A 26,465-nucleotide genomic window follows, 5' to 3' on the forward strand; every position below is an offset into this window, starting at 1 on the left:
TCAGGGTAGCGCATCGGCAGCGTTGACTTCTCCTCGGCCCGGCGCCAGCCGTGGCGCGCCGAAAGAATTGCAACTTCCGGGCGGCAAGAACAGAAAGAATGGGTGGCCGAAATGCCGGGTGGCCCCCTCGGTCAGCCCGGGGCGCCTCTGTTATCGTCTCGTTGCATATCGACGCTTCCGGCATCCGGCCGGAAGCCCTGCAAGTGACCCCAACACGAGGAGGCCGCAGATGGCAGGCAACACCCCCGATGCATCCCTTCCCGCCACCATGTCGGCCATGCTGCTGACCGGACACGGCGACGTCGACCGGCTGGTCTACCGCGATGATGTGCCGGTGCCCCGGCCGGGGCCGGGCGAGGTGCTGGTGCGGGTCACCGCCACCGCCAAGAACAACACCGACCGCAAGGCCCGGGAGGGACTCTACCCGGTGAAGAAGGGTCAGGTGACGTCGTTCGCCATGGGCGGCGAGCCGACCCTGACCTTCCCGCGTATCCAGGGCGCCGATATCGCCGGGCGCGTGGCGGCGGTGGGTGAGGGGGTCGATCCGGCCCGGATCGGCGAGCGCGGCCTGCTCGACTTCAACCTCTATGCCGACGCCCGCCGCGACATCAACTTGACCCCGGACTACTACGGCCACGGCGCCGACGGCGGCTTCGCCGAGTATGTGGCGGTGCCCGCGGACCAGTTCCACCACGTGCCCAACCCGGAACTGCGTGACGCCGAGCTCGCCGCCATGGGCATGTGCTCCTACCAGACCGCCTACCATATGATGACCTCGGCGAAGGTCGCCGCCGGCGAGCGGGTGCTGGTGACCGGCGCCAGCGGCGGGGTGGGCACGGCGCTGATCCAGCTCTGCCGCATCGTCGGGGCGATTCCCTATGCGGTGAGCCAGCCGGAGAAGGCCGAGGCGCTCAAGGCGCTGGGTGCCGAGGCGGTGATCGACCGCGGCGACCTGGAGAGCTTCGTCGAGCGGGTACTCGCCGCTACCGGCGGCGCCCCCATCGATGCGGTGATGGACCTCGTCGGCGGCGAGATGACCGATCTGTTCATCGACACCATGATCCACGACATGAAGACCCGGACCAGCTACCCGCGGCTCTCCATTGCCGGGGCCAGCGGCGGCAACCTCTCCGAGATCATGTGGACACGCATCTACCTCTACCAGGTGCAGATCTTCGGCGTCTCCCACGGCACCCGGGAGGAGGCCGAGCAGTTGATCGCCTGGATCCGCTCCGGCGAGCTCAGGCCGGTGCTGCATGCCGCCTTCCCGCTTTCCGCGCTGCACGAGGCCGAACGCTACTTCGTCAACCGCGGCAGCAACTTCCTGGGCAAGATCGTCATCGTCCCCGACAGCCAGTGGGAGGAGCACGGTGCTCCCTTCGCCCTGGCTTCCCCCTCCGCCCGCCAGGAGCCGCGCCCATGAGCCGCCCGCTGACCTTCCAGATGATGGACACCCACGCCGGCGGCGACGTCAGCCGCATCGTCCTCGGCGGCATCGCACCGCTGCCCGGCGATACCGTGCGCGACCAGATGCACTACCTGCGTGACGATGCCGACGGCCTGCGCAAGCTGCTGCTCTTCGAGCCCTACGGCATCCCCGAGATGTCGGTGGACCTGATCGTGCCGGCCACCGACCCCGAGGCCGCCGCCGGCTACATCATCATGGAGGTGATGGGCTACCCCATCTATTCGGGCTCCAACACCATCTGCACCGCTACCGCGGTGCTGGAGGCCGGCATCGTGCCCAAGCGGGAGGGAGTGCAGCACTTCACCCTCGAGGCCCCGGCGGGCCGGGTCCAGATCGAGGCCCGGGTGGAGAACGGCGTGGTGGAGGCGATCACCTGCGAGGGGCTGCCCAGCTACATCGACACCTACCGCGCCTCTCTCCAGGTGCCGGGGCTGGGCGAGGTCACCTACAGCGTGGCCTACAGCGGCGGCTTCTACGCCCTGGTGGACGCCACCGAGCTCGGCTTCTCGCTGGTGCGGGAGGAGGAGCGCGCCCTGGCCGAGTGCGCCCACAAGATCGTCGAGGCGATCCAGGCCGAGCGAGGCTTCTCCCACTACACCCTGGGCGACGTGGGGCCCCTGCCCTTCCTGCACTTCATGGGGCCGGTGGAGCAGGTGGCGGAGGGTTACTACCGCTCCCGCTCCACCACCTATGTGCACCCGGGGGTGATCTGCCGCAGTACCACCGGCACCGGCACCTCGGCGCGCCTGGCGCTGATGCACCACGAGGGGCGCATCCGCCCCGGCGACCGCCTGGAGACCGTCTCCCTGCGCGAGACCGGCTTCATCGGCACCTTCACCGGCACTCACCAGGAGGGGGCGCACACCGTGGTGGAGAACACCATCACCGGGAAGGCTTTTGTGCTGGGCCATACCGAGGTGGTGGTCAACTGCGACGACCCCCTGGTGGCCTGCGACGGCCTTCACCATATCCTGACTGCCCGCCACGGCTGAGGCGCACGCAAGCCGCCAAGCCAGGGGGTGCCGGGGACAAGCCCCGAGCAATCCTTGACCCCGCCACCTAGACTCGGTCGGTAGGCCCGCCAGCCCCTTGAGCCCCCGCGCGAAAGGGGGCAGGCTGGCGCTCATCCCTCACGCTTTCGCCCCGGAGGCTTCCATGGCCATCACCAACTTTGCCGATCTGCTCGGCGAGGCTCGCCTGCAGCCCGAGGCCGTCCAGATCGGCTGACATCGGGGTGTCATCACCCATAGGGTTGAATTATCAGCTCGATGCCACCATTCAATTTACGCTATCGGCGGATGCGGGCTACCATCTCTCCCGTATTCCGATCACCCCTCATACCAAAGTCGAAAGGATCATTCTCGAATGTCCCTGATCAACACCGAAGTCAAGCCGTTCAATGCCACCGCCTTCCACAACGGTGAGTTCGTCGAGATCTCCGAAGAGAACATGAAGGGCAAGTGGTCCGTCGTGATCTTCATGCCGGCCGCCTTCACCTTCAACTGCCCGACCGAGGTCGAGGACGCTGCCGACCACTACGAGGAGTTCCAGAAGGCCGGTGCCGAGGTCTACATCGTCACCACCGACACCCACTTCTCCCACAAGGTGTGGCACGAGACCTCCCCGGCGGTGGGCAAGGCCAAGTTCCCGCTGGTCGGCGACCCGACCCACCAGCTGACCCGCGCCTTCGGTGTGCACATCGAAGAAGCCGGCCTGGCCCTGCGCGGCACCTTCGTGATCGACCCGGACGGCGTGATCAAGACCATGGAGGTCCACGACAACGCCATCGCCCGCGACGTCACCGAGAGCCTGCGCAAGCTGAAGGCCGCCCAGTACGTTCGCAACAACCCGAACGAAGTCTGCCCGGCCAAGTGGAAGGAAGGCGAAGCGACCCTGGCTCCTTCCCTGGACCTGGTCGGCAAGATCTAAAGGAAACGCTGATTCATTGCTGCGCTCGATATCTTGACCACCGGCGGTGCTCGAAATCCTCACCTAGTAACGCATAGGCTCCGGTTTCTGTGCTCCGGCGGTGGCCAACCTCTCTTCGCTCGCGACATGAATCCCCTGTTTCCTGAGCGGTGTTGTCCCAAGGCCCTGCCCCGGGCCTCGCTGCTCCCCACCCGGGCAGTCCTGCCCGGGTGTTCCTACTCCCTCACAAGATCGCCCTCGCGACGCCCCGCGGCGCTCGTACGGCCCCCTTGTGACCCTGTTTCGCGAACATGAAGGAAACCGCTGTCATGTTGGACGACAATCTGAAAAGCCAGCTCAAAGCCTATCTGGAGAAGGTCACCCAGCCGTTCGAGATCGTCGCTTCCCTCGATGACGGCGCCAAGTCTCAGGAGCTGCACGGTCTGCTGACCGATATTGCCGGCCTGAGCGACAAGATTTCCCTCGAGCTCGATGGCCAGGACGCGCGCCGTCCTTCCTTCGCGCTCAACCGTGGCGGGGAGGCGACCGGTGTGGTCTTCGCCGGCATCCCCATGGGCCACGAGTTCACCTCCCTGGTGCTGGCGCTGCTGCAGGTGGGCGGCCATCCGCCCAAGGTCAGCTTTGATGTGATCGAGCAGATCAAGGGACTCGAGGGTCCGCTTCACTTCGAGACCTACTACTCGCTCTCCTGCCAGAACTGCCCGGACGTGGTCCAGGCGCTGAACCTCATGGCGGTGCTCAACCCGGGCGTCAGCCACGTGGCCATCGACGGCGCCCTGTTCCAGGACGAGGTGGAGCAGCGCCAGGTGATGTCGGTGCCCAGCATCTACCTCAACGGCGAGCCCTTCGATCAGGGGCGCATGAGCCTGGAGCAGATCCTGGCCAAGGTGGATACCGGCGCCGCCAAGCGCGAGGCCGCCAAGCTCAACGACAAGGCCGCCTTCGACGTGCTGGTGGTGGGCGGTGGCCCGGCCGGCGCCGCGGCGGCGGTCTATGCCGCGCGCAAGGGTATCCGCACCGGCGTTGCCGCCGAGCGCTTCGGCGGCCAGGTGCTCGACACCATGGCCATCGAGAACTTCATCTCCGTCTCCCACACCGAGGGCCCCAAGCTGGCCGCGGCGCTGGAGGAGCACGTCAAGGAGTATGAGGTCGACATCATGAACCTGCAGCGTGCAGTCAAGCTGGTGCCGGCGGCCCAGCCGGGCGGCGAGCACGAGGTGCAGTTCGAGTCCGGGGCGAGCCTCAAGAGCAAGACCCTGATCCTGGCCACCGGCGCCCGCTGGCGCGAGATGAACGTGCCCGGCGAGGCCGACTACCGCAACAAGGGCGTGGCCTACTGCCCCCACTGCGACGGCCCGCTGTTCAAGGGCAAGCGCGTGGCGGTGATCGGCGGCGGTAACTCCGGCGTCGAGGCGGCCATCGACCTGGCCGGCATCGTCGGCCATGTGACCCTGATCGAGTTCATGGACGAGATGCGCGCCGATGCCGTGCTCCAGAAGAAGCTCAAGAGCCTGCCCAACGTCGACATCATCCTCGGCGCCCGCACCACCGAGGTGAACGGCGACGGTGCCCGCGTCAACGGCCTCACCTATGAGGAGCGCGCCAGCGGCGAGATCAAGCGCCTCGACCTGGAAGGCATCTTCGTGCAGATCGGCCTGGTGCCCAACACCGAGTGGCTCAAGGGTTCCCCGGTGGAGCTCTCCGAGCGCGGCGAGATCATCACCGACGCCCACGGCACCACCAGCGTGCCCGGCATCTTCGCCGCCGGCGACGTGACCACCGTGCCCTACAAGCAGATCATCATCGCCATGGGCGAGGGGTCCAAGGCGGCGCTGGGCGCCTTCGACCACCTGATCCGCAGCTGATCGGCGGGGCCGGGCTCTTCTTCCCGGCCCCCGCCCGTCACAGCGACGCCCCCGCAGGCCTGGCCTGCGGGGGCGTCGTCGTTTGCATGGTTTGGCGTGTTGCCAGGTGTTGGCCGATCAGCGAGAGATCAGCCAGAGGAAGGGCAGCAGGGTGAGGGCCAGGATCCCCGCCACCGCCATGGCCACCAGCAGCATGCGGATGGGGTGATGGCGCAGGCGCGTCCACAGGGTCGGCGCCTCGCCGCGCTCGGCCAGGTCGTCGCGCTCCTGGCGAACCCGCTCGGTGAGGCCCTGCTGGTAGGCGTCGAGGGCCTCCCGGGCCGCTTCGAACTGGCCCTCGTCGCGCAGCCAGATGGCCGCCACGCCGAGGCCCCAGAAGCCGGCCCGGGTCTCGTAGGTGTCGAAGCCGTGCGCCTCGAGCAGCGCCCGCACCTCCTCGGCCTCGGCGTCGGGCACGTTGCCCAGCCGGAACAGCAGTCTTGCCACGATGCTCTCCTGTCGGGCCGGCTCAGGGCAGCTCGGCGCGCTCGATCACCACGGGCTCGCGGGGCACGTCCTGGAAGGGGCCGCGGCTGCCGGTGGGCACGCGGCGGATGGCGTCGACCACCTCCATGCCCTCCACCACCTGGCCGAATACCGCATAGCCCCAGGTCTGGCCCGACTGCGGGCTGGCGTGGTCGAGGAAGCCGTTGTCGGCGACGTTGATGAAGAACTGGGCGGTGGCGGAGTGGGGGTCACCGGTGCGCGCCATGGCCAGGGTGCCGCGGCGGTTCTTCAGGCCGTTGTCGGCCTCGTTGGTGATCGGGTCGCGGGTCGCCTTCTGGCGCATCTCCTCGTCGAAGCCGCCGCCCTGGATCATGAAGCCGTCGATCACCCGGTGGAAGATGGTGCCGTCATAGTGGCCCTCCTGCACATAGGTGAGGAAGTTGTTGACGCTCTCCGGGGCCTCGGCCTGGAACAGCGCGATGCCGATGGCACCGTGGCTGGTGTGCAGGATGACATCGGGTGCGGCCTGTTCGGCCTGGGCCGTGGTGACGGCGAGGCCGAGGGGCAGGGCGGCGGCGAGCAGCAGGGCGGGAATCAGCGGACGTTTCACGGGGCGGGTCACCATGTTGTTGAAGATCGAGGGTTGTGAAAATCGAGGGTCAGGAAAACAGGGTTCCCAGCATAAGGCCCCGCCGAGGCCCTGTCAGCGTCCGTCTTTCACCTGCGTTGAGGCAGCGTTCGGCAATGTTTGACATGGGTCACGGCCCCGCCCGAAAAGAGGTATCGAGTATGGATCTTAAGGGGGGATTCCCCGACCATTCCCTGCATGGGGGTCGGCGCCAGCCGCCGGCCCGGTGAATCCAGCCCGGTCGGCCGGGCCTCAGCGGTGGCGGGAGGGAACAGCAGATGGTGGCGGAACTCGGTAACTTTGCGCTGATCCTGGCGCTCTGCCTGGCGCTGATCCAGAGCGTGCTGCCGCTGGTGGGTGCCCAGACCGGCAGCCTGCGGCTGATGCGCACGGGGGCCTTCCTGGCCAGCGGCCAGTTCGTCTTCCTGGCGATCGCCTACGGCGTGCTGACCTGGGCCTTCCTGGCCAATGACTTCAGTGTGCGCTACGTGGCCAGCCACTCGGCGCTGAGCCAGCCGCTGATGTACAAGATCACCGCGGTGTGGGGAGGCCACGAGGGATCGCTGCTGCTGTGGGTGCTGATCCTCGGCCTCTGGGGCGTGGCGGTGGCGCGCTTCAGCCGCGCGCTGCCCCGCGAGATGCTGGCACGGGTGCTGGCGGTGATGGGCATGATCTCGGTGGCCTTCATCGCCTTCACGGTCTTCACCTCCAATCCCTTCGACCGCATCGTGCCCGGTCCCCTGGATGGCCGCGGCATGAACCCGCTGCTTCAGGACCCGGGCATGATCCTGCACCCGCCGCTGCTCTACATGGGCTACGTGGGCACTGCGGTGGTCTTCGCCCTGGCCATGGCGGCGCTGATGGGGGGGCGGCTGGACGCCGCCTGGGCGCGCTGGTCGCGCCCCTGGACCATCGTCGCCTGGGTCTTTCTCACCCTGGGGATCGCCATGGGCTCCTGGTGGGCCTACTACGAGCTGGGCTGGGGCGGCTGGTGGTTCTGGGATCCGGTGGAGAACGCCTCCTTCCTGCCCTGGCTCACCGCCACGGCGCTGCTCCACTCCCTGGCGGTGACCGAGAAGCGCGGCGGCTTCAAGGTGTGGACCCTGATGCTGGCCATCATCACCTTCGCGCTGGTGGTGCTGGCGGCCTTCATCGTGCGCTCCGGGGTGATCACCTCGGTGCACGCCTTCGCCACCGACCCGGATCGCGGCGTCTTCCTGCTGGCCATGCTGGCGGCCACCCTGCTGGGCTCGCTGACCCTCTACGCCTGGCGGGCGCCCCGGGTCGGCCTCGGCGGCGGCTTCCACTGGTTCTCCAGGGAGTCGCTGCTGCTGGCCAACAACGTGCTGCTTACCGTGGCCTGCGTAGCGGTCTTTATCGGCACCCTCTACCCCCTGGTGCTCGACGCCTTCGGCCTGGGCAAGATCTCGGTGGGCCCCCCCTACTTCGATGCGGTGTTTGCGCCGCTGATGCTGCCGCTGCTGCTGCTGGTGGGCCTCGGCCCTACGGTGATGTGGAAGCAGTCCAGCCCCGCCGAGGTGGTGCGCCAGCTGCGCTGGGTGCTGCTGGCCAGCGTCGTGGCCGGTGGCCTCTGGCCGCTGACCATGGGCGCCTGGCGCCCGCTGACCGCGCTCTCGCTGATGCTGGGCAGCTGGATCATCCTTACCGCGCTGCTCGATATCCACAAGCGCCTGGGCAGCTCCCGCCAGCCGCTGACAAGGCGCCTGCGCCGGGTCATGCGCCCGAGCTTCGTGGGCATGCATCTGGCCCACGTGGGCCTGGCGCTGGTGGTGGTCGCCATCGCCATGGTCAACACCTACGAGGTGGAGCGCGACGTGCGCATGGAGCCCGGCCAGACCACCTCGGCGGCGGGCTTCGACTTCACCCTGCTGCGCATGGAGGAGGTGCGCGGGCCCAACTACGACGCCGACCAGGCGGTGGTCGCGGTGACCCGCGACGGCCGCCCGGTGGCCACCCTGCTGCCCCAGCGCCGCTACTACGACACCCAGCCCCAGAACCCCATGCACCAGGCCTCGCTGCATCGCGCGGCGACCCGGGACGTCTATGTCTCCCTGGGCGAGCGGCTGGTGGGGGATGCCTGGAGCTTCCGTCTCTACTACAAGCCCTACATGGCCTGGATGTGGAGCGGTGCCATCCTGCTCTCCCTGGGCGGCCTGCTGGCGGCCTGTGACAAGCGCTATCGGCTGGCCCGGCGCCGCGAGCGCGAGCCAGCGGCCACGCCGGGCGTCGGTCGGGAGGTGACCGCCTCATGAAGCTCAAGCTGCTGATTCCGCTGGTAGCGGTGATGGCGCTGCTCGGCCTGCTGCTGCTCGGCCTGGGGCTCAACTCCCGGGACCTGCCCTCGCCCCTGGTGGGCAAGCCGGCGCCGGCCTTCACCCTGGAGGCCCTGGAGGATCCCGAGGTGCTGCTGACGGAGCAGGACTTCATCGGCGAGGTGGCGCTGGTCAACGTCTGGGCCACCTGGTGCAGCACCTGCCGCGCTGAGAAGCCGCTGCTGATGGAGCTTGCCCGCGGCGGCATCCCCATCCACGCCTTCAACTACCGGGACGAGCGCGATGCCGCGCTGCGCTACCTGGAGATGACCGACAGCCCCTACCGCACCATCGCCTATGACCCCGCGGGGGATGCCGGCATCGACTGGGGCGTCTACGCCACCCCCGAGACCTATGTGCTCGATGCCGAGGGCATCATCCGCTACAAGCGCATCGGCCCGCTCAGCCGCCAGCTGCTCCTCGACGAGGTGCTGCCCCTGATTGAAAAACTGAGAGCCGAGAAGCTGAGAGCCGAACAGCGGACGACGGAGAAACTGGGCGCCGAGTCGGCGGGGAGGGCGTCATGAACCGCTGGCTGGCAGGCCTGCTCATGCTGCTGGCGCTGGCGCTCTCGCCCGGCATCGCCCTGGCCACGGCCATCGGCGAGCCGCTTGCCTTCGACAGCGAGGCCCAGCGCCAGCAGTACGAAGCGCTGACCCGGGAGCTGCGCTGCACGGTGTGCCAGAGCGAGACGATCCACGAGTCCAACGCCGAGCTCGCCGCCGACATGCGCCGGCGGGTCTACCAGATGACCCGGGACGGCATGTCCGCCGACGCCATCGTCGACTTCATGGTGGCCCGCTACGGCGACTACGTCCGCTACCGGCCGCCGCTGCAGGCCAACACTGCCCTGCTGTGGGCCAGCCCCTTCCTGCTCTTCGGCGGCGGCCTGCTGGTCTGGTGGCAGGTGATGCGCCGGCGCGCCCGGCCCGATGACGAGCCCCACTTCACCGACCAGGAGCGTGCGGCGCTGGAGCGCCTGCGCCGTGGCGACTGACCCCGGAGGTACGACGAGATGAATGGCGTCTTCCTGCTGCTGGCCCTGGGCCTCTGCCTGCTGGCCCTGGCCTTCGTGCTGATACCGCTGCTGCGTGAACCCCGCGCGGCCGGCCCCGATCGCCGCGAGGTGCTGCTGGCGGTGCACCGCGACCGCGTCGCCGAGCTCGACCAGGACCTGGCGGCCGGCACCCTGACCGCCGAGCGCCACGCCCGCGCCCTGGCCGACCTGGAGCGCGAGCTGCTCGACAGCGGTGTGCTGGAGGCCGATGCCGGCGCCGGCAGTGAGGGCCGCGGCCAGCGCCGCCTGGCCCAGGTCGCCGCCGTGGCCAGCATGGCGCTGCTGCCCTTCCTGGCCATCGGCACCTACCTCTCGGTGGGCTACAGCGAGGAGGTGTTCGCCGCCCGCGCTCCGGCCGGCCAGGTGACGATGCCGCCCGAGCAGGTCGAGCCCAGCGACGAGGAGATGACCCGCGAGTTCACCCGGCTGGTGGAGGGGCTGCAGGTGCGCCTGGCCCAGGACCCGGCCGACCTCCAGGGCTGGGTGCTGCTGGGCCGGACGCTGACCTTCCTCGACGAGTTCGAGGCCGCCGGCCGCGCCTTCGGCGAGGCGCTGCGCCACGGTGGCGACCGTGACCCCGAGGTGCTGGTGCGCTACGCCGATGTGCTGGCCGAGCTCGAGGGGGGGCTTGCGGGTGAGCCGGCGGCGCTGATCGAGCAGGCGCTGGCCATCGACCCCGAGCACGCCCAGGGGCTGTGGCTTGCCGGCACCCGCGCCTACCAGGACGAGGCCTTCGACGAGGCCCGCGCCTACTGGGAGCGCCTGCTGGCGGTGCTGCCCGCGGAGTCGGCCGAGGCCGAGGTGATCCGCGGCAACCTGGCGGAAATGACGCTGCGCTAGCCCGGGAAAGGGTCAAGGAGGCCAAGATGACAGTCCGCTTCACCCGGGAGACCCTGCGCATCCTGCATCAGGTGCCGCTGTTCACCGGCCTCACCGAGGAGACCCTGGCGCTGCTGGCGCGGGGTGCCCATGAGCGCTGCTGCCCCCGCGGCACCCGGCTGTTCGCCCAGGGCGAGCCCGCCGATCGCTTCTTCGTGGTGCTCGACGGCTGGGTGAAGCTCTACCGCGACAGCCCCGATGGCAGCGAATGCATGGTGGGGCTCTTCACCCGCGGCGACTCCTTCGCCGAGGCGGCGATGTTCGACCGCCAGGGCTTCCCGGTGAACGCCGGCGTGGCCGAGGACGCTCGACTGCTGGTCTTTCCGGCCGAGCCCTTCCTGGCGACGCTGCACGAGCACCACGGCCTGACGCTCAACCTGCTGGCCAACCTGACCGGCATGCTGCGGGCGCTGGTGCTGCAGCTCGACCAGCTCACCAACCAGTCGACCCACCAGCGGCTGGCGGCCTTCCTGCTCTCGCTGTGTCCGAACGATGCCCGCCGTGCCACCGTCAGCCTGCCCTGCGACAAGATGCTGATCGCCGGGCGCCTGGGCATGAAACCGGAGAGCTTCTCCCGGGCCATGGCACGCCTGCGAGCATTCGGCGTGCGCTGCGAGCGTAACTGTGTGCATCTCGAGGACCTTTCCGCGCTGCGCCTGTTTGCCCGCGGCGGCGAGGCGCGCCCCCTGTCGGCCTGCCCCGGCCTCAATGGCACGGGGACCTCCAGGGTCCTTTCGCCGCGACCCATGACATAAGTCAACGCTGCGGTGTGCCACTTGACCACTGTCAAGTGAGCAAAGAAGTAAAGCTGCTACTACTTATACGCAGGTGGAGAGTGTCTCCCCGGGCAGTTGGATCGCTGACCCGGGCCACGCGAGGCTCTCTCCAGACCCTACCCCACGGGGAAACAGAGCGAGGCACGTTATGCACAAGAAAGCACTGAGCAAGGGAATCTTCGCCCTCAGCTTCCCGCTGGCCGCCATGCTGGCGGGCGGCGTGCAGGCTGACGCACCGGAGATGACCGCCGAGGAGATGGACCGCGCCGGGGATATCTACTTCTCCCGCTGTGCCGGCTGCCACGGCACCCTGCGCAAGGGCGCCACCGGCCCCAACCTGCTGCCCGAGACGACCATCGGCATGGGCCAGCGCCGCCTGGAGAGCATCATCGCCTACGGCACCGAAGGCGGGATGAACAACTTCGACGGGATCCTCGACGAGGAGGAGATCGAGCTGATCGCCAAGTACATCCAGCAGACCCCCCAGGAGCCGCCGGAGATGTCCCTGGCCGATATCCGCGACACCTGGACCATCGTGGTGCCCCAGGATCAGTGGCCGGACGCCCCCCAGCACGATCGCAACTGGCAGAACTTCATGGTCACCATCCTGCGTGACCGGGGCGCCATGGGGATCATCGATGGCGACACCAAGGAGCTCATCACCGAGGCCGAGACCGGCTATGCGGTGCATGTGGCCAAGTCGAGCTCCGACGGCCGCTTCTGGTACGTCCAGGGCCGTGACGGTCGCCTGTCGAAGATCGACCTGTGGATGGACCCGCCCCAGGTGACCGCCGAGGTGTTCATCGGCATCGATGCCCGCGACGTGGCGGTTTCCAAGTACGGCGAGTGGAAGGACAAGTACGTCATCGGCGGCGCCTACTGGCCTCCGCACTTCGTGATCGCCGACGCCGAGACCATGGAACCCCTCAAGGTGGTCTCCACCCGGGGCTACGACACCGAGGGCAATTACGTCCACGAGGCCCGCGTCGCGGCCCTCTACGACACCCCCCATGCGCCCACCTTCCTGGTCAACGTCAAGGAGACCGGGCAGATCTGGCAGGTGGACTACAGCGACATCGACAACCTGCGCATCGATCACATCCAGTCGGCGGAGTACCTCCACGATGGCTTCTTCGATTCCACCGGCCGCTACTTCATGATCGCGGCCAACTTCAGCAACAAGATGGCCTTCGTCGACACCGTGGAGCGGAAGCTCGTCGGCCTGCTCAATACCGGGCAGATTCCGCACCCGGGGCCGGGAGCCAACTGGATCGATCCGGAGTGCGGCCCGGTGGCCGGCACCACCCACCTGGGCGAGGGCCTGGTGACCTTCTGGGGCACCGACCCGGAGAACCATCCGGAGCATGCCTGGGCGATCTGCGGCACCGTGGAGACCGACGGCCCGGGACTCTTCCTGCGTAGCCACCCGGACTCTCCCCACGTCTGGATCGACCAGTCGATGCACCCGGAGGCCGATGTCAACCAGTGGGTCATGGTCATGGACAAGGAGACCCGCGAGCTGACTCCGATCCATGTGGCCGATCGTCCAGCCGAGCATGACGCCGTGGCCCTGCACTTCGAGTACGACCAGTCCGGCAGCGAGGTGTGGGTCTCCATCTGGGCCCGCGGTCGCGGCCATCAGGATGACGGCGCCATCGTGGTCTACGACGACGCGACCCTCGAGGTCAAGGCAGTCATCGAGAACCTGAACACGCCGACCGGCAAGTTCAACGTCTACAACCGCAAGGCGAAGTGGCAGCGCAGCTAGGCCGCCCCGCCGGAGCGCCCGCGGGCGCTCCGGCTCCTTTCCCCGCCGTTTCTGCCGTTCCGGCAACGGGCTGCCGGAGTGGCGGGGCAAGGGGCCGGACACCCTCGCGGCCCCGAGGCCGCGAGGCCGGGCGGGGCACGCATGACTAGGGGCATGAGACTTGGGGAGAGTAGCGATGCTGAGGGAGCGACTGCGCAACTGGCGCAAGATCACGATCATGGGAGCCTCGCTGGGGGCCGCCGCGCTCTTCTTCGTGGCCGGGATCATCTTCTGGGGTGGCTTCAACACCGTGATGGAGGCCACCAACAGCATGAAGTTCTGCAGCACGGCCTGTCACGAGATGAACTGGGTCTACGAGGAGTACAAGGAGCGGCCTCACCACCAGAACGCCACCGGGGTGGGGGCCACCTGCGCGGACTGCCACGTGCCCGACGCCTGGGGGCCGAAGATGGTCCGCAAGATCGAGGCCAGCCGCGAGGTGTGGCACTGGATGCTGGGCACCATCAATACCAAGGAGAAGTTCGAAGGCAAGCGGCTGCAGCTGGCCGAGAATGTGTGGCGCTCCATGCTGCGCACCGACTCGCGTGAGTGCCGCAACTGCCACGACTGGTCGGCCATGGACCTCGAACAGCAGGCGCCGCGCGCCGCCCGCGAGCATGCGCGCGCCTTCGAGCAGGGCCAGACCTGCATCGAATGCCACCAGGGTATCGCCCATGAGCTTCCCGAAGACTGGGACGAGTCGCCGGTGTGGGCCTACCGCTTCGAGCACGACGAGCCCGTCACCGATCTGCCGGAGCGCGGCGAGCCGGCCATGCCGCTGGAAGCCGAAGAGCTGGGTGAAGCCGTGGCAGCCGAGGGTGACATCGCCGCGACCCTGGACTGGTCCGACGTGCCGGCGCTGGACGTGACTCTGTTCCTGCCCGGTCAGGCCTCCATCGAGTGGATCCAGGATGGCAGCGAGCACGGCGGCGGCCGCGCCTTCAGCTTCGGCGACCGCTGCATCTGGTGCCACGCCGGCGAGGAAGCGGATATCGGTGCCCTGGCCACCAGCGCCGAGAAGATCGAGACTTATGACCTGGGCGACAAGCGCGGCCATATTCCGATGGCCGTACAGACCGCCTTCGACGACGACTACCTCTACATGCGCTTCCAGTGGGAGGACGCCGCGCATGCGCCGCTGCCCTTCGTCGATGGCGGCATGATGGACCCGGAGAACGAGATCAAGCTGACCGTCAGCTTCGCCGACGACCGCGTCGACATGGCCGACCGCGGCGGCTGCTGGGCCAGCTGCCACCATGACTCCACCTACATGCCGGACGCCCCGGAGCAGGAGGCCCTGGAGGAGAGCGAGCTCGGCGAGCGCCTGGCGCTGATGAACGGCGTGACCAAGTATCTCTCCGAGAGCCGGACCGAGATCGAGGTGCGCGGTCGTCGCGGCGCCGCTCGCGGCGGCTGGGACAAGCTCAAGGAGAGCGAGGAGATCGAGGAGCTGTTCAGCGGCGGGGTCTACCTGGACATGGCGCGCTACAAGAGCGGCAGCGAGCGCACCGAGTCCGGCTATATCCTCGAGCAGCGCCACTTTGACGAGAGCGAGGCGGTGGTCTTCAGCGCCAGCAAGGAAGACGGCGTCTGGACTGCCTACATGACCCGCGCCCTGCGCACCGGTCAGCAGGGTGACAAGCCGCTGACTCTTGACGGCAAGTACAACATCAACTTCGCCCTCCACGATGACCATGCCTCATCCCGCTTCCACCACGTCTCCTGGCAGCACGGCCTGATGTTCGGCGCCGACGAGGTGGACGAGGAGATGGTCGAGATCAACGCCACGCGTATCGAGCGCTGACAGAAGGAGACGGCATGACACAAGTGAAGCAACTCCGCGGCTGGATCGGCGCCCTGGCGCCGGCCCTGCTGCTGGTCGCCGGGGCGGCCCTGGCCGCCCCGGCCATCACCGGCTACGGCAGCGTCGAGCTTGGAATGTCCCCCGACGAGGTGCGCGAACGCCTTGCCGCGGACGGTGTCACCGAGGTGACCGAGGAGCAGACCGCCGACGGCGACCTGCTGATCGATGGGCGCCTGGGCGGCGCCCCGGCGGTGGAGACCGACCTGCGCTATGTCTTCCCGGCGGGCAGCGACCGGCTGGCGCTGGTGGTGGCCTTCCATCCCGAGGTGGCTGACCAGGCCGCGGTGAAGGAACAGCTGACGGCCGAGTATGGCCAGCCCTGGGAGGAGGAGATGGCCGAGTGGTGGCTGGAGCAGCTGGCCGAGGGCATGCCGGCCACCCCGCTGGGCTTCTCCGCCTGGGGCGGCGACGAGCAGCAGCGTAACCGCTTCGTGCGTCTCTGGACCTTCGAGGAGTACCTCACCGTGGAGTATCTGGATACCCGGCTGCTCTCCGGCCGCCAGTAGTCCCCGGCCGTGATTCCGTTCGACCCTGGGCCGCCCTGCGGGGCGGCCCTTGGCGTGGATGGCCGTGTGCGGTGCGGGTCAGGTCATCCTCGCGTCAATCGGTATCCGTTCGGCACTGCTGCCGGGTCCGTTCCATGGCCTCGGCTGCGCCCTCCAGGGAGAACACCATGAACCAGGGATCATCCTCGGCGCGCATCAGACGCAGGCGCAGGGTCTCGCCACGGCGCATCTCCTCCAGCAGCAGTGGCTGCTCCTCGAGCAGGAACTGCACGTAGAAGCCGCTGTCGCCGCGCTCGGTGATGAACTCCGCCTCGCCGCCGTGGATCGTCTCGTGGTCCACCCGCAGGTCGGCGGGCACGCGGTTGACCACCCGGCTCTCCGGCTGACGCTCGCCCAGGTCCACGCGCAGCTCAAGCCAGGGCCTGTCGCAGGCCCCGGGGGTGAGGTTGACGCTGAACAGGGAGTCGCTGTAGCTGCCGACCTCCAGGGCGCGATAGTGGCGCTCCTCGCCCAGCGTCAGGATCAGCGATTGCCAGTGGCGGTGGGCCTCGGCATCGGCGGTGTTATAGATGGCGGCCGCGGCGCCCTGGGCCATGAGGCCGGTGACCAGCAGGGTGGCGGGGGCGAGAAGGGGCAGCTTGGGCATGGACGCACTCCTGGGGACCAGCTGCCGATGGTAGCACCCCGCCCATTGCCTGCCGACCGACATCCGCCCTGCCGCGGGGCCCGAGGTCGCGTCACTTCCGTTCGGCGAAGTGGGCGGCCAGGTCGGCGATATCCTGTTCGCTCAGGTCACGGGTCATGCGCTTCAGCAGGTGGCCGCGCTCGCCGGCCTTGAGCGCCTGCATGCGGGCCGTGAATACCTCGGGCTCGAGGCCGGCGATGCTGGGAAAGCGGGAGATGTTGCTGCGGCCATCGCGGCCGTGGCAGCTGGTGCAAAGCGCTGCCAGTTCGGCGCCGCGGCTGGCAGCGCCATCCGCCGCGGCGGCCTCCGGGTCGGCGGGCTTGCCTCCGGCCAGGAGGATCGCCGGGTGGCCGGCGAGGGCGATGGCGATCAGGACAAGGAACATGACGGCGACGCGATGGGGGGCGGGGGTCGCAGACATGGTGGGATCCTCCTGTGGTGGGGGTCAGTGCCCGTGCATGTGGCCTCCGGCCCCAGTCTCGCCGTGGTGGCCGCCGGGCTGCATCACGGCGTCGCGGCGGCCCAGCTCGGTCAGCAGCTCCAGGTCGATCTCCTCGAAGGTGAGGATGCGACCGCCGTAGGTCTCCTGGAAGGCCTCGGCCAGGCGGGCCTCGGCGAAGGGCGCCAGGGTGTGGCCCATGGCGCCGCGGCGCTCGTGTTCCACCACATAGTAGGCTTCGCTTGCCAGGATAAAGGCATCATCCGACGGGGTGGTCCAGGGTGTCACGCCCACGTCATGCACCCAGGCATGGCTCAGGCGGGTCTCGTTCTCGGGCTGCAGCAGGAAGGCGAAGAGGTCGGTGGTGGAGCAGAACTTGCGGGCGGACGCATCGCGATTCAGGTAGGCCTGTCCCTTGGGGCCCGGCAGCTCCTGGATCAGCATGCCGCAGACGTGGCAGCTGTCGCCATCGGTGATGGGCTGGGGAGCCGCCAGCTCGGTATCGCCGCTGCCGCCGCAGGCGGTCAGCAGCAGCGACAGGGCCAGGGGCAGGGTGTATCCGGCGAGGCTAGCAGGTGTCATGGCAAGGGTTCCGGTAAGGGGGAGATGGGTCAGGCCGAGTGGTGGCGGAAGCGCAGGATGGCAAGTCCCAGCGGCACCAGGGTCCAGCCGACCAGCACCAGGGCCAGCCAGCCGCGCTGGAAGGCGCTCTCGCTGGCGATGGCGGTCACGCCGGTGAAGGCCTGGGCGGAGTCGAAGCCGACCATGTTGATCAGGCGGAAGCCATCGGTGGGATTGAGCAGCAGCAGCCAGGGCAGCCAGTCGCCGCCGCCCTGCACGCTTACCAGCAGGGCGAGCAGGCCCAGGTCGAAGACCAGCACGAACAGGAACCAGACGCCCAGGGCCAGCCCGGCGGCTCGTGCTTTCTCGGTTACCCAGACGCTGATCAGGTAGGCGAAGGCGATGAATACCCAGCCCAGCAGCACGCTGCTGGCGATCAGCACGCCCATGCTGATGGTCAGCTGCACGAGGTCGACGCCATCGGCGAACAGCGCGATCACCACGCCGGCGACCCCGAAGCCCAGCGCGGTGGCGGCGCCCAGGATCAGGCCGTGACCGAGGAACTTGCCGAGCAGCAGGGAAGTGCGGCTCAGCGGATAGGTCAGCAGCAGCAGCAGGGTGCCGGCCTCCTGTTCGCCGACGATGGCGTCATAGGCCAGCAGCAGGGCGATGAGCGGGATCAGGAAGACGGCGAGGGTCGAGAGGCTGACCACGGTGGTCGACAGCGTGGTAAAGCCCATGCCGCCGCTGGCGGCGGCGCCGAACCAGGCGATGCCCACCGCGAGGGCGGCCAGGATCAGGGCGATGGCCAGTACCCAGCGATTGCGCAGGCCGTCGCGGAACTCCTTGTGGGCCACGGTCAGGGTCGCGTTCATCGGGGGCCTCCGGTGGCATGGGGGGGTGGGGCGGAGAAATGCGCATAGAGGTGCTCGAGGGTCGGCGGCAGCAGCTCGATGTCCTCGACCCCCGGGGCGTCGGCCAGGCGCCGGAGCACCGCCATCTTGGCGTCGGGGTGGACCTGGAGCTCGAGGGCATGGCCGTTGAGGTGGCGGGGTGTCACGCGGTCCGCTTCCCAGCCATGCGACCAGTCGGTGCCGGGCCAGCTGCCGCGGGCGCGCACCGTCAGCGGCAGTGCCGCTTCCCGCCGCAGCTCGTCGAGGCTGCCCAGCGCCAGGCGCCGGCCACCGCCGAGGATCAGGGCGCGGTCGATATAGGGCTCCACGCCGGGCAGCACATGGGAAGAGAGCAGCACCGTGCAGCCACGCTCGCGCAGCTCCCGCACCGTCTCGTAGAAGTCGCGGGTGGCCGCGGGGTCGAGCCCGGTGGTGGGCTCGTCGAGCAGCAGCAGCTGCGGCTCGCCGAGCAGGGCCTGGGCCAGGCCGAGGCGCTGGCGCATGCCCTTGGAGTAGGTCTTGACCCGCCGGTCGGCCGCTTCGGCGAGGCCGACCCGCTCGAGCAGCTCGCCTACCTGGCGGGACTCGATGCGCTTGAGGCGGGCGAAGTAGGCCAGCACCTCGCGGCCGGTGAGCTGTTCGTAGAAGCTGACGTTCTCCGGCAGGTAGCCCAGGCGCCGGCGCAGGGTCTCCGCGTGGGGGCCGTCCGGGGCGCCACCCAGCACCGACAGGGTGCCCTCGCTGGGCGAGATCAGCCCCAGGATCAGCTTCATGGTGGTGGTCTTGCCGGCGCCGTTGTGGCCGAGCAGGGCGAGCACCTCGCCCTCCTGCACCTGCAGGTCGAGCTCGGCGAGGCGCGTGAGTGTGCCGTGGCGCTTGGTCAGGCCGTGGCATTCGATCACCGGGTTCATGGCAGCAGGCCTCCTGTGTCGGGCTCGCGCATCAGCGGCGCGCTGTCGCGCACGCCCTGGGCGCGGAAGATGGGGAACTGGCGCTGGACCCAGCGCAGGGCCACCACCGCGGGGCTGCTCATCAGCAGACGGGCGTCGGGGTAACGCCACAGCAGCCGGTCGATGGCGTCGTTGGGCTCATAGGCAGTATCGCCGATGCCGTCACCGGCGAGGTCCCAGCCCAGGTAGTCGCTCCAGTAGTTGCCTTGGCCGTCCACCGACCACTCCTGGCTGCGCGTCGAGACGTACATCACCTGCTGGCGGTTGTTGACGAAGGCGTTGTGATAGAGGCGGTTGTTCTCGGAGCCAGCGGTGAGGTGGATGCCGAGTTCGCTGTCTGCCAGGCGGTTGTGGTGGATCTCGTTGGCCTGGGAGTTGTAGATGAACAGCGCCTTGCCTTCGGCCCCGAGGGTGACGCCGTGTTCGTCACCGCCGGCGGCGCCGTGCCAGGCGGTGATGCCGCGGATGTCGTTGCCGGCCACCACGCTGTAGTTCACGTAGTTCATCAGGATGCCGTAGTTGTGGTCGTTCTCGGAGTGGTTGCCGCGCACCTCGAGGTCGCGAGACATCATCAGGGCGTAGCCGGCCCGGGTGCCGCTGGTGTGGTTGTCGATGATCCTTGCGCCATGGGTGAACATGTAGTGGATCCCGAAGCGTGAGTCGCGCAGGCGGTTGCCGCGAAACTCCAGGTCTCGACTGGTATCCACGTAGATCGCATCGCGGGCGTCGCGGATGTCGTTGTCGGCAATCAGGCCGCCGTCGATGTTGTAGAGGCGAATGGCATCGCCGCGGTCCTGGGAGCGGATCTCGCTGCGGCCGCGGATACGGTTGCCGACGAGGGTCGGGGCTTCCAGGTGCCAGAGCCAGACACCGAAGGCCACGTTCTCCATTGCGGTGTCCTGGATATGAATTCGATGTGCGCCGCGTTCGCCGTGAACGCCCGCGTTCATGTCGGTCAGGTTGACACCCGAGTTGCGCAGGGTCAGCCCCTCAATGCGCACATCGGGGGCGGTGACGCGAATCACGTCGCCTTCGCCCTCGGCGTCGAGGATGGCGCCGGCGTCACCGCGCAGGGTAAGCGGCTTGTCGATCAGGATGCCGCCGCGATGGACGCCTGGGTTCAGCCACACGGTGCTCCCCGGCGCGGCGGCGTCGATCTGGGACTGGAGCGAGGCATCGCCAGGGTCGATGCGTACCTCGCCGAAGGCGAGAGACGTCATCACCAGCAGGGCGAAGCCAGCCACCCAGGCAGGAAGTATGCGCAGCAAGATGGTCACCTCTGGTGGTGGCAGAGGCCGGCCCCGAAGGGCCGGCCGTGAGTTTACGCAGGCTCCACCAGCATCCGCCCCGACATCTCCATGTGGAGGGCGTGGCAGAACCAGCTGCAGTAGTACCAGTGCACGCCGGGCCTGTCGGCGATGAAGGTGGCCGACGAGGTCTGCTGCGGGTGGATCTCGAAGTTGATGCCGTGGTTGACCATGGCGAAGCCGTGGCTCACGTCGGCGATGTTGTCGAGGTTGGTGACCACCACCGTGACCTCGTCGCCCTGCTTGACCCGGAACTCGGTGAGGCCGAAGTTGGGGGCCACCGAGGTCATGTAGACCCGCACCTTGTTGCCGTCGCGAATCACCGTGTTGGCGGTCTCCAGATCGACGCCATCGGCGCGGGCCATGGCCACGGTCTCGGCGAAGTAGGGGTCGTCCCTGGTGTAGGTCTGCGACGGATTGAGCTGATCGGCGCGGATCATCAGGGCGTCGTGGGGCTCGGCATAGGTCGGACCGTCGTGGATCAGCGTCATCTGCTGGCCGGAGATGTCGATCAGCTGGTCGTTCTCGGCGTGCATCGGGCCTACCGGCAGGAAGCGGTCCTTGGAGAACTTGCTCAGCGCGGCCAGGTACTTGCCGTCGACGTCGCGGCTGCAGGCCAGCGAGGCCTTGATGTGGCCAATGTTGTAGTGCACATCGATACGGTCACGGATGTAGTTGACCTCGTCGCCGTTATAGGCGCGGATGGCATCCTCCACGTTCCACTTCACCACCTGGCTGTCGAGGAACAGCGAGGTGTAGGCGTTGCCGCGGTTGTCGAAGGTGGTGTGCAGCGGACCCAGGCCCACTTCCGGCTCGGCCACCACGGTGTCACGCGGATCGTCCAGGCTGCCATCGAACCAGGCGTCGACCCGTGACCACTCGATCACGGTGCAGGTCGGCGACAGCTTGCCGCTGACCACGCAGTACTTGCCTTCCGGAGGCATGGTGTTGACGCCGTGTGGGCTGCGCGGGGTCGGTACATAGAGGGCGAAGGGGTTGCGGCCGCTGTGTGCCTGCTCGCGGGCATCGACCACCGGGACGGCGGAGTCGCCGACGGTGGTGGACTCGCCGTTGGCGATCGCTTGCTCGATGGCCGGCACGTTGAAGATCACCGTCCAGTCGCGCTCCGGGCCCATCATCTCCGGCAGGGTCATGCCGCGGCTGGAGTTGTAGCAGGAGGCGGCCACGTACTTCTCTGAGTAGTCGGTGTCGCAGTTGTCGAGGTTGCCGTCGACGATGGCCTGCCACTTGATCTCCATGGTGTCGGCGTCGAGACAGGTCATCATGGTCCAGTATTCGGACGGATCGTCCATGTGCTGAACGTTGTTGCCCAGCGGGATGATCATCTCGCCGGCGGCGTAGACCCGCTCAGTCCTGGGCACCCGCTGCAGGGTCAGGCCGTGGATGGACTGAACGTTGGGAATGGTGACGATCTTGTCGGCGCGCATGATGTCGAGGCGGATCCGCGCCACCCGGGTGTTCAGCTTGTCGTTGATGAAGCAGTAGCGGCCATCGTAGCGGGCGTCGGTGTAGCTCACCTTGGGGTGGTGGGTATCGCCGTTGCGCGGGGCATTCTCGCCCAGCACACGCTTGGACTCGTTGGTGATCCCCCAGCCGGTGGCGCTGTCGACGTTGAAGACCGGGATACGCAGCAGCTCCCGCATGGAGGGAATACCGAGAATACGCACCTCACCGGAATGGCCGCCGCTCCAGAAGCCGTAGTACTCATCGAGCTCACCCGGACCGACGTGGTGCTCGTTGTTGGCTGCCGCCTCGGCCGGTCGGCTGCCCATCATGGCGCCGGCGCCGAAGCCCCCGGCGAGACTGGCACCGGCCACGCCGGTGATCGCGCTGTTGCGCAGGAAGTGCCGGCGGCCGAGGTCCTTGATGTGGTCGTTCTTGTCGCTCATGGTTCACTCCTCCTGAAGAGTGGGAATGCGCTGCAATTTGGCCCCGCTGCCCTGCGCAGCATCGGCCGGGAAGATGTCGACGCCACCCGCCTTTGACGAGGCCCTGGTGGCCTTCTCGAAGCGCTTGCGGCGCTTGACCATCGGCGGACAGTGGCGGTCGTCGTGATAGGTCACCTGGCAGTCCAGGCAGTAGTGGCATTCGTTGGCATTGATGCGGCCATCGGGGTGGATGGCGGCCACTTCACACTCGTTGGCGCAGATCTGGCAGGGGGTGCCGCAGCTGCCGCGATGGCGCTTGAGCCAGTCGAACAGGCGCAGCCGGGCGGGAATCGCCAGCCCCGCCCCCAGTGGGCAGAGATAGCGGCAGTAGGCCTTGTGGGTGAAGGCGGAGACGGCGAGCAGGCCCAGGGCATAGAGCAGGAAGGCCCACTCGCGCTGGAAGCGCATGGTGACGGCGGTCTTGAAGGGCTCCACCTCGGCATAGCGCTCGGCCTGCCCCAGGGAGTGCAGCGAGACGGCGAACAGGCCCAGCAGGACGATGTACTTGATGGCCCACAGCCGCTCGTGCAGGGCGAAGGGGACCTCGAACTGGGGCACCCTGAGCCTGCGGGCGGCCTTGTTGATCAGGTCCTGCATGGCGCCGAAGGGACACAGCCAGCCGCAGAAGACGCCGCGCCCCCACAGCAGCAGCGTCACCGCCACGAACGACCAGAGGATGAACATCATCGGGTCGATCAGGAACGACTCCCAGCTGAAGCTGCCCATCAGCGAGTGGACGAAGGTCAGGATATTGACCACCGAGAGCTGGGCCAGGGAGTACCAGCCGATGAAGGTCACGGTATAGACCAGGAAGCCGATGCGCAGCGGCTCGAGAATGCGCGGATGGCGTGCCAGCACGTCCTGGAACAGCATGATGGCGGTGAGAACGGTCAGGCCGAGGCCAAGGATCACGATCTGGAAGGTGCGGTCGCGCCACACCTGTACCCACAGAGCCTCCTCGACGGGCGGTGCGAAGCGTTCGACATAGGCTTCCGGAATGCTGTAGTGGGTATTGAAGCGGACGAACTCGGTATCCAGGGCGCCGGTGGCCCGGCGTACCAGCAGGCCTAGCTCCCAGGGCTCGCCGGGATCGAACTGGGCCTCCTCGCGAATGATGAAGATATCGCGCTCGGTCAGCGTCGGGGCACCCTCGATGCCGAGTCGCACGATGCGGCGGTGGTCGCTGTCGTGGAAGGTGATGGCGGTATTGCCCTGGCCCGCCTCGATGCGATCGAAGATGCCGCCGCGCACATAGCCTGAGCCCTTGAAGGAGTAGTCGCCCCGGGCCATCACGCCGATGGCGTGCTCGCCCTCGTCGAGGCGTTCCATGAGCTGGTCGTAGACCACGTCGCCGAGCAGGTTGCGGCCGGCCGTCGGGGCATTCAGGTAGGTCAGGTAGAGATCGATGAAGGTGCTCTCGGGCGCCGCAGTGCTTGCGTATGCCTCGGCGGGCGTGCCGGCGAAGGCCTCGTTGACCTGGCCATGGGTCAGGTGAAGCCGGCGAAGGGTGCCGTCACCCACCAGGGTCTCCCAGTCGGCCGGCTCGAACACCTCCTGGCGTACCCTGGCTGGCGGAGTCGCCAGGGGGTCGTCGATCAGGCCCTGCTCGGCGGCGACCCGGCGTGCGGCGCGCATGATCGTCTCGGTCAGCACGATCACGGTGACGGTGGCGCCCGAGATGGCGTCGAGGTTCTCGCCGACCCGCAGGCGCTCGCTGACGTGATGGGGGATGTGGGCATCGGCGTAGTCGATGAGGCGCTGCTCGGGAATCCCCACCAGCATGATCGGCTCCTCGTGACCGAGGAGGGTGGCCTGGGTGAGCCGGCCCTCCAGGTCGATGCCTACCAGCATGTTGATCGGCTTGCCGGAATAGGCCGGGATCGGTGCGATATCGTCCGTCTCGAAGACGAAGCCCAGCAGGGTGTCGCCGGCATGGACCGCCCTGGCGGGATGCTCCCCCTTGACCTCGGACAGGCGGGTGGCGTCCGGGAAGCCGGGAGTGACCTGCTCGAGCTCGATGGCCTGGGCCGACAGGGAGCCCAGCAGCAGAAGCAGGCCGAGGAGCCAGCTAAGGGTGTGGGATGCAGGGGGGGAGCGCCGTTTCGACATGGGGCAGTCCTTGGAAGCCGGGAGCTCGTTCTGGGACGAGATCATCAACAGGTATTAAAAATGCATCTTTTGTTGCTTTGAAAAACCCGACACCAGGGATGTGGTCGGGCTGATGGGCTCATCATGGCAGCTGGCGCGGTCATGTGACTTGACGTGGGTCAGGTTCGATTCCGACCGTAGGGAAGCGGCCCAGGCGGGCCCCCATGCGAAGCGCCCCCGGCAGCCTGGCTGCCGGGGGCGCTGTGTTCGCGTTGGTCAGGGCTCTTGCCGCTGGAGAAGGGGGCTCAGAGCACCGGTTCGAGCATGAAGTCCACCGCGGCCTTCACCTCCTCGTCGCTGAGGTTGGTGAAGCCGCCGCGGGCCGGCATGGCCTGGAAGCCGTTGATGGAGTGGTCGTAGAGGGTCTCCATGCCCTGCTCCAGGCGCGGGGCCCAGGCGGCCGCGTCGCCCTTGATGGGGGCGCCGGCGGCACCGGTCATGTGGCAGGCCATGCAGGCCTGGTTGTAGATGGCCTCGCCGTCGGGCTCGGCCTGGACGGCGGCCGAGAGGGCCAGGGCGGCGACGCCGGTCAGGGTGAGGGTAGCCAGTCGCTTCATGAACATGTCTCCAGAATGCATCTTAAGGCGGTGAAAAAATCGGATGGCGCCGACGCCTCCGATGTCTGGACCCATGATGGCGCAGGGCCCCATGGGTAGCCATGACCCATGTCATGGCACAACGCACTAGCCAGCATCGCCGACGCCGCCCGGCAGCGCAAGCCGGCGGCCGTCAGGGGGCCGGCGGCGGGGCGGAGCCGGCCTTGCTGCCGGTCAGCGGCTCGATCCTCAGCAGCTTGACCAGCTGCGACTGCTGGGGGCCCAGCATGTCGGCCAGGGTGTACTTGTCGAGGACGGCGAGAAAGGCGCGCAGCGCCTCGGCCAGGATCGGCTTGAGCTGGCAGGCCGGCGTGATGCGGCACTCGTTGCTGTCGCCGAAGCACTCCACCAGCTCCAGGTCGTTCTCGGTATCGCGCACCAGCCTGCCCAGGCGAATCTCCTCGGGGGCCTTCTTGAGCAGCAGGCCGCCGTTCTTGCCGCGAATGGCGGTGATGTAGCCCTTGTGGCTCAGGTCCTGGACCACCTTCATCAGGTGGTTGCGGGAGACATCGAAGCTGGTGGCGATCTCATGGATCGTGGAGCGCTCCTCTCCCTTCGCCGCCAGGTAGATCAGCACGCGAATGGAGTAGTCGGTAAAGCGGGTCAGGTGCATAGGAGGGCTGCCACCTCTCAGCTTGATATTAGTCAAACATGGTTAGATAAGAGCATTCTATTCTATCATTTTTCTGCTCGCTGCCGTTAAGGCGTCATCGCCTGCGGCATCGGGTCGCGTCAGCAGGAAGCCTGCCACGCCGCAGAACAGCATCCCGGTCGTTACCAGCACGGTCGTGGCCGCACCTCCGATCCACAGCACCCCCCAGCTGATCAGCAGTAGAACCAGCGCCAGCCGCTTGGCCCGGCGCGGCACAGCGCGCTGCTCACGCCAGGCGTGCAGGGTGGGCCCCAGGCGCGGATGGGCGTGCAGCCACCGGGCCAGCCTCGGCGAGCCCTTGGGGGCGGCCCAGGCCGCCAGCAGCAGGAAGGGCGTGGTGGGCAGCAGCGGCACCACCAGGCCGGCGGTGCCCAGGCCGATGCAGCCATAGGCCAGCCCGCTCCAGGCGAGGCGCGAGACCGGGTGTGTCATGGAGAACCTCCCCCGTGGCGGCGATGCTCAATAAATAGTATTTTACATGCATGTTAATGAGTGGCGCAAAGCCTTCCTCGAGTCGCCCCGGGGGAACCGTTTCCACCGTTCCTGCCTGCCGAGGGATCGGCCTCGCGTCGACCTCCAGGCGAGGGTACTTGATCCAGGTCAGCTACCTCGAGAAGGGTACCGACGCGCCGGGCCCTGAATGGCATACTCTGCCCCATACGGCGGCGCCGCGGTGCCGCCCCCGGT

General features: G+C 67.9%; 25 protein-coding genes. 12 read left to right on the forward strand and 13 right to left on the reverse strand.

Translation table 11 applies throughout. The features are described from left to right. Window positions 1-229 precede the first annotated feature (229 nt). The 4 genes from DER72_RS07950 (at window position 230) to ahpF (ending at window position 5,262) form a co-directional block, all read left to right on the forward strand. Complete coding sequence (locus tag DER72_RS07950; protein ID WP_258306239.1) at window positions 230-1,423, forward strand: zinc-binding dehydrogenase; 1,194 nt, start codon at window positions 230-232, stop codon at window positions 1,421-1,423. Then, complete coding sequence (locus tag DER72_RS07955; protein ID WP_110069465.1) at window positions 1,420-2,460, forward strand: proline racemase family protein; 1,041 nt, start codon at window positions 1,420-1,422, stop codon at window positions 2,458-2,460. Before DER72_RS07950 ends, DER72_RS07955 begins: the two co-directional genes overlap by 4 nt. Before the next feature lie 373 nt (window positions 2,461-2,833). Next, window positions 2,834-3,397 carry an alkyl hydroperoxide reductase subunit C gene (ahpC, locus tag DER72_RS07960; RefSeq protein WP_110069466.1) on the forward strand — a complete coding sequence of 188 codons (564 nt, stop codon included), beginning with the start codon at window positions 2,834-2,836 and terminating at the stop codon, window positions 3,395-3,397. 308 nt (window positions 3,398-3,705) lie between these two features. Further along, on the forward strand, window positions 3,706-5,262 hold the full coding sequence (ahpF, locus tag DER72_RS07965; RefSeq protein WP_110069467.1) for an alkyl hydroperoxide reductase subunit F: 1,557 nt from the start codon (window positions 3,706-3,708) through the stop codon (window positions 5,260-5,262). 117 nt (window positions 5,263-5,379) lie between these two features. Here the strand turns inward: ahpF and DER72_RS07970 are convergent, their stop codons facing one another. Together DER72_RS07970 and DER72_RS07975 are read right to left on the reverse strand one after the other, a co-directional pair. Next, the gene (locus tag DER72_RS07970) at window positions 5,380-5,748 is read right to left on the reverse strand and encodes a DUF6164 family protein (RefSeq protein ID WP_110069468.1); all 369 of its coding nucleotides are present in this window, start codon (window positions 5,746-5,748) and stop codon (window positions 5,380-5,382) included. A gap of 22 nt (window positions 5,749-5,770) precedes the next feature. Beyond that, the gene (locus DER72_RS07975; RefSeq protein WP_375153269.1) at window positions 5,771-6,346 is read right to left on the reverse strand and encodes a peptidylprolyl isomerase; all 576 of its coding nucleotides are present in this window, start codon (window positions 6,344-6,346) and stop codon (window positions 5,771-5,773) included. 308 nt (window positions 6,347-6,654) lie between these two features. Between DER72_RS07975 and DER72_RS07980 the strand changes: the two genes are divergently transcribed. The 8 genes from DER72_RS07980 to DER72_RS08015 all read left to right on the forward strand — a co-directional run bounded on the left by DER72_RS07980 (window position 6,655) and on the right by DER72_RS08015 (window position 15,598). Continuing rightward, complete coding sequence (locus DER72_RS07980; protein ID WP_110069470.1) at window positions 6,655-8,649, forward strand: heme lyase CcmF/NrfE family subunit; 1,995 nt, start codon at window positions 6,655-6,657, stop codon at window positions 8,647-8,649. Next, window positions 8,646-9,236: a DsbE family thiol:disulfide interchange protein gene (locus DER72_RS07985; RefSeq protein ID WP_110069471.1), complete on the forward strand. Its 591-nt coding sequence runs from the start codon at window positions 8,646-8,648 to the stop codon at window positions 9,234-9,236. Before DER72_RS07980 ends, DER72_RS07985 begins: the two co-directional genes overlap by 4 nt. Then, on the forward strand, window positions 9,233-9,706 hold the full coding sequence (locus DER72_RS07990; RefSeq protein ID WP_110069472.1) for a cytochrome c-type biogenesis protein: 474 nt from the start codon (window positions 9,233-9,235) through the stop codon (window positions 9,704-9,706). The genes DER72_RS07985 and DER72_RS07990 overlap by 4 nt, the downstream gene beginning before the upstream one ends. Window positions 9,707-9,724: 18 nt before the next feature. After that, a complete protein-coding gene (gene ccmI / locus DER72_RS07995; protein WP_110069473.1) occupies window positions 9,725-10,606 on the forward strand; it encodes a c-type cytochrome biogenesis protein CcmI in 882 nt (293 codons plus the stop codon). Window positions 10,607-10,632: 26 nt separating this feature from the next. Then, on the forward strand, window positions 10,633-11,400 hold the full coding sequence (locus DER72_RS08000; protein ID WP_110069474.1) for a Crp/Fnr family transcriptional regulator: 768 nt from the start codon (window positions 10,633-10,635) through the stop codon (window positions 11,398-11,400). A 169-nt stretch (window positions 11,401-11,569) separates the two neighbouring features. Then, window positions 11,570-13,189, forward strand: coding sequence for a cytochrome D1 domain-containing protein (locus DER72_RS08005; RefSeq protein WP_181395625.1), 1,620 nt, complete (start codon window positions 11,570-11,572; stop codon window positions 13,187-13,189). Between the two features lie 175 nt (window positions 13,190-13,364). Continuing rightward, entirely contained in the window at window positions 13,365-15,032 is a 1,668-nt protein-coding gene (locus tag DER72_RS08010) for a NapC/NirT family cytochrome c (protein ID WP_258306241.1), read from the forward strand. A 14-nt stretch (window positions 15,033-15,046) separates the two neighbouring features. Beyond that, complete coding sequence (locus DER72_RS08015) at window positions 15,047-15,598, forward strand: hypothetical protein (RefSeq protein WP_110069475.1); 552 nt, start codon at window positions 15,047-15,049, stop codon at window positions 15,596-15,598. A 94-nt stretch (window positions 15,599-15,692) separates the two neighbouring features. Here DER72_RS08015 and DER72_RS08020 read toward each other — a convergent pair whose 3' ends face one another. The 11 genes from DER72_RS08020 to DER72_RS08070 form a co-directional block, all read right to left on the reverse strand. Beyond that, complete coding sequence (locus tag DER72_RS08020) at window positions 15,693-16,244, reverse strand: hypothetical protein (protein ID WP_258306242.1); 552 nt, start codon at window positions 16,242-16,244, stop codon at window positions 15,693-15,695. Window positions 16,245-16,335: 91 nt separating this feature from the next. Further along, a complete protein-coding gene (locus DER72_RS08025) occupies window positions 16,336-16,704 on the reverse strand; it encodes a c-type cytochrome (RefSeq protein ID WP_110069476.1) in 369 nt (122 codons plus the stop codon). 24 nt (window positions 16,705-16,728) lie between these two features. After that, entirely contained in the window at window positions 16,729-17,304 is a 576-nt protein-coding gene (locus DER72_RS08030; RefSeq protein ID WP_110069477.1) for a nitrous oxide reductase accessory protein NosL, read from the reverse strand. Between the two features lie 29 nt (window positions 17,305-17,333). Beyond that, a complete protein-coding gene (locus tag DER72_RS08035; RefSeq protein ID WP_110069478.1) occupies window positions 17,334-18,158 on the reverse strand; it encodes an ABC transporter permease in 825 nt (274 codons plus the stop codon). Then, window positions 18,155-19,087 carry an ABC transporter ATP-binding protein gene (locus DER72_RS08040; protein WP_110069479.1) on the reverse strand — a complete coding sequence of 311 codons (933 nt, stop codon included), beginning with the start codon at window positions 19,085-19,087 and terminating at the stop codon, window positions 18,155-18,157. Before DER72_RS08040 ends, DER72_RS08035 begins: the two co-directional genes overlap by 4 nt. After that, entirely contained in the window at window positions 19,084-20,394 is a 1,311-nt protein-coding gene (locus DER72_RS08045; protein ID WP_258306243.1) for a nitrous oxide reductase family maturation protein NosD, read from the reverse strand. Before DER72_RS08045 ends, DER72_RS08040 begins: the two co-directional genes overlap by 4 nt. Before the next feature lie 53 nt (window positions 20,395-20,447). After that, complete coding sequence (gene nosZ, locus DER72_RS08050; protein WP_110069480.1) at window positions 20,448-22,343, reverse strand: TAT-dependent nitrous-oxide reductase; 1,896 nt, start codon at window positions 22,341-22,343, stop codon at window positions 20,448-20,450. Window positions 22,344-22,346: 3 nt separating this feature from the next. Beyond that, the gene (gene nosR / locus DER72_RS08055) at window positions 22,347-24,491 is read right to left on the reverse strand and encodes a transcriptional regulator NosR (RefSeq protein ID WP_110069481.1); all 2,145 of its coding nucleotides are present in this window, start codon (window positions 24,489-24,491) and stop codon (window positions 22,347-22,349) included. A gap of 284 nt (window positions 24,492-24,775) precedes the next feature. Then, entirely contained in the window at window positions 24,776-25,087 is a 312-nt protein-coding gene (locus DER72_RS08060; RefSeq protein ID WP_110069482.1) for a cytochrome c5 family protein, read from the reverse strand. A gap of 172 nt (window positions 25,088-25,259) precedes the next feature. Further along, complete coding sequence (locus tag DER72_RS08065) at window positions 25,260-25,739, reverse strand: Rrf2 family transcriptional regulator (RefSeq protein ID WP_110069483.1); 480 nt, start codon at window positions 25,737-25,739, stop codon at window positions 25,260-25,262. A 57-nt stretch (window positions 25,740-25,796) separates the two neighbouring features. Continuing rightward, window positions 25,797-26,210, reverse strand: coding sequence for a YbaN family protein (locus tag DER72_RS08070; protein ID WP_110069484.1), 414 nt, complete (start codon window positions 26,208-26,210; stop codon window positions 25,797-25,799). Window positions 26,211-26,465: the final 255 nt, after the last annotated feature.

It is taken from the genome of Halomonas sp. A11-A (genome assembly GCF_003182195.1).
In the GTDB taxonomy this organism is placed as follows: Bacteria; Pseudomonadota; Gammaproteobacteria; order Pseudomonadales; family Halomonadaceae; genus Halomonas; species Halomonas alkalicola.

Bases quoted from the DNA above. Each gene is read 5' to 3' on its own strand.
- DER72_RS07990 (WP_110069472.1), top strand. From the start codon at position 9,233: ATGAACCGCTGGCTGGCAGGCCTGCTCATGCTGCTGGCGCTGGCGCTC.
- ccmI (WP_110069473.1), top strand. From the start codon at position 9,725: ATGAATGGCGTCTTCCTGCTGCTGGCCCTGGGCCTCTGCCTGCTGGCC.
- DER72_RS08025 (WP_110069476.1), bottom strand. From the start codon at position 16,704: ATGTCTGCGACCCCCGCCCCCCATCGCGTCGCCGTCATGTTCCTTGTC.
- DER72_RS08020 (WP_258306242.1), bottom strand. From the start codon at position 16,244: ATGCCCAAGCTGCCCCTTCTCGCCCCCGCCACCCTGCTGGTCACCGGC.
- DER72_RS08035 (WP_110069478.1), bottom strand. From the start codon at position 18,158: ATGAACGCGACCCTGACCGTGGCCCACAAGGAGTTCCGCGACGGCCTG.
- nosR (WP_110069481.1), bottom strand. From the start codon at position 24,491: ATGTCGAAACGGCGCTCCCCCCCTGCATCCCACACCCTTAGCTGGCTC.
- DER72_RS08005 (WP_181395625.1), top strand. From the start codon at position 11,570: ATGCACAAGAAAGCACTGAGCAAGGGAATCTTCGCCCTCAGCTTCCCG.
- DER72_RS08000 (WP_110069474.1), top strand. From the start codon at position 10,633: ATGACAGTCCGCTTCACCCGGGAGACCCTGCGCATCCTGCATCAGGTG.
- DER72_RS07950 (WP_258306239.1), top strand. From the start codon at position 230: ATGGCAGGCAACACCCCCGATGCATCCCTTCCCGCCACCATGTCGGCC.
- ahpF (WP_110069467.1), top strand. From the start codon at position 3,706: ATGTTGGACGACAATCTGAAAAGCCAGCTCAAAGCCTATCTGGAGAAG.
- DER72_RS07985 (WP_110069471.1), top strand. From the start codon at position 8,646: ATGAAGCTCAAGCTGCTGATTCCGCTGGTAGCGGTGATGGCGCTGCTC.
- DER72_RS08015 (WP_110069475.1), top strand. From the start codon at position 15,047: ATGACACAAGTGAAGCAACTCCGCGGCTGGATCGGCGCCCTGGCGCCG.
- DER72_RS07980 (WP_110069470.1), top strand. From the start codon at position 6,655: ATGGTGGCGGAACTCGGTAACTTTGCGCTGATCCTGGCGCTCTGCCTG.
- DER72_RS08030 (WP_110069477.1), bottom strand. From the start codon at position 17,304: ATGACACCTGCTAGCCTCGCCGGATACACCCTGCCCCTGGCCCTGTCG.
- DER72_RS08065 (WP_110069483.1), bottom strand. From the start codon at position 25,739: ATGCACCTGACCCGCTTTACCGACTACTCCATTCGCGTGCTGATCTAC.
- DER72_RS08040 (WP_110069479.1), bottom strand. From the start codon at position 19,087: ATGAACCCGGTGATCGAATGCCACGGCCTGACCAAGCGCCACGGCACA.
- DER72_RS08010 (WP_258306241.1), top strand. From the start codon at position 13,365: ATGCTGAGGGAGCGACTGCGCAACTGGCGCAAGATCACGATCATGGGA.
- DER72_RS08070 (WP_110069484.1), bottom strand. From the start codon at position 26,210: ATGACACACCCGGTCTCGCGCCTCGCCTGGAGCGGGCTGGCCTATGGC.
- nosZ (WP_110069480.1), bottom strand. From the start codon at position 22,343: ATGAGCGACAAGAACGACCACATCAAGGACCTCGGCCGCCGGCACTTC.
- DER72_RS08060 (WP_110069482.1), bottom strand. From the start codon at position 25,087: ATGAAGCGACTGGCTACCCTCACCCTGACCGGCGTCGCCGCCCTGGCC.
- ahpC (WP_110069466.1), top strand. From the start codon at position 2,834: ATGTCCCTGATCAACACCGAAGTCAAGCCGTTCAATGCCACCGCCTTC.
- DER72_RS07955 (WP_110069465.1), top strand. From the start codon at position 1,420: ATGAGCCGCCCGCTGACCTTCCAGATGATGGACACCCACGCCGGCGGC.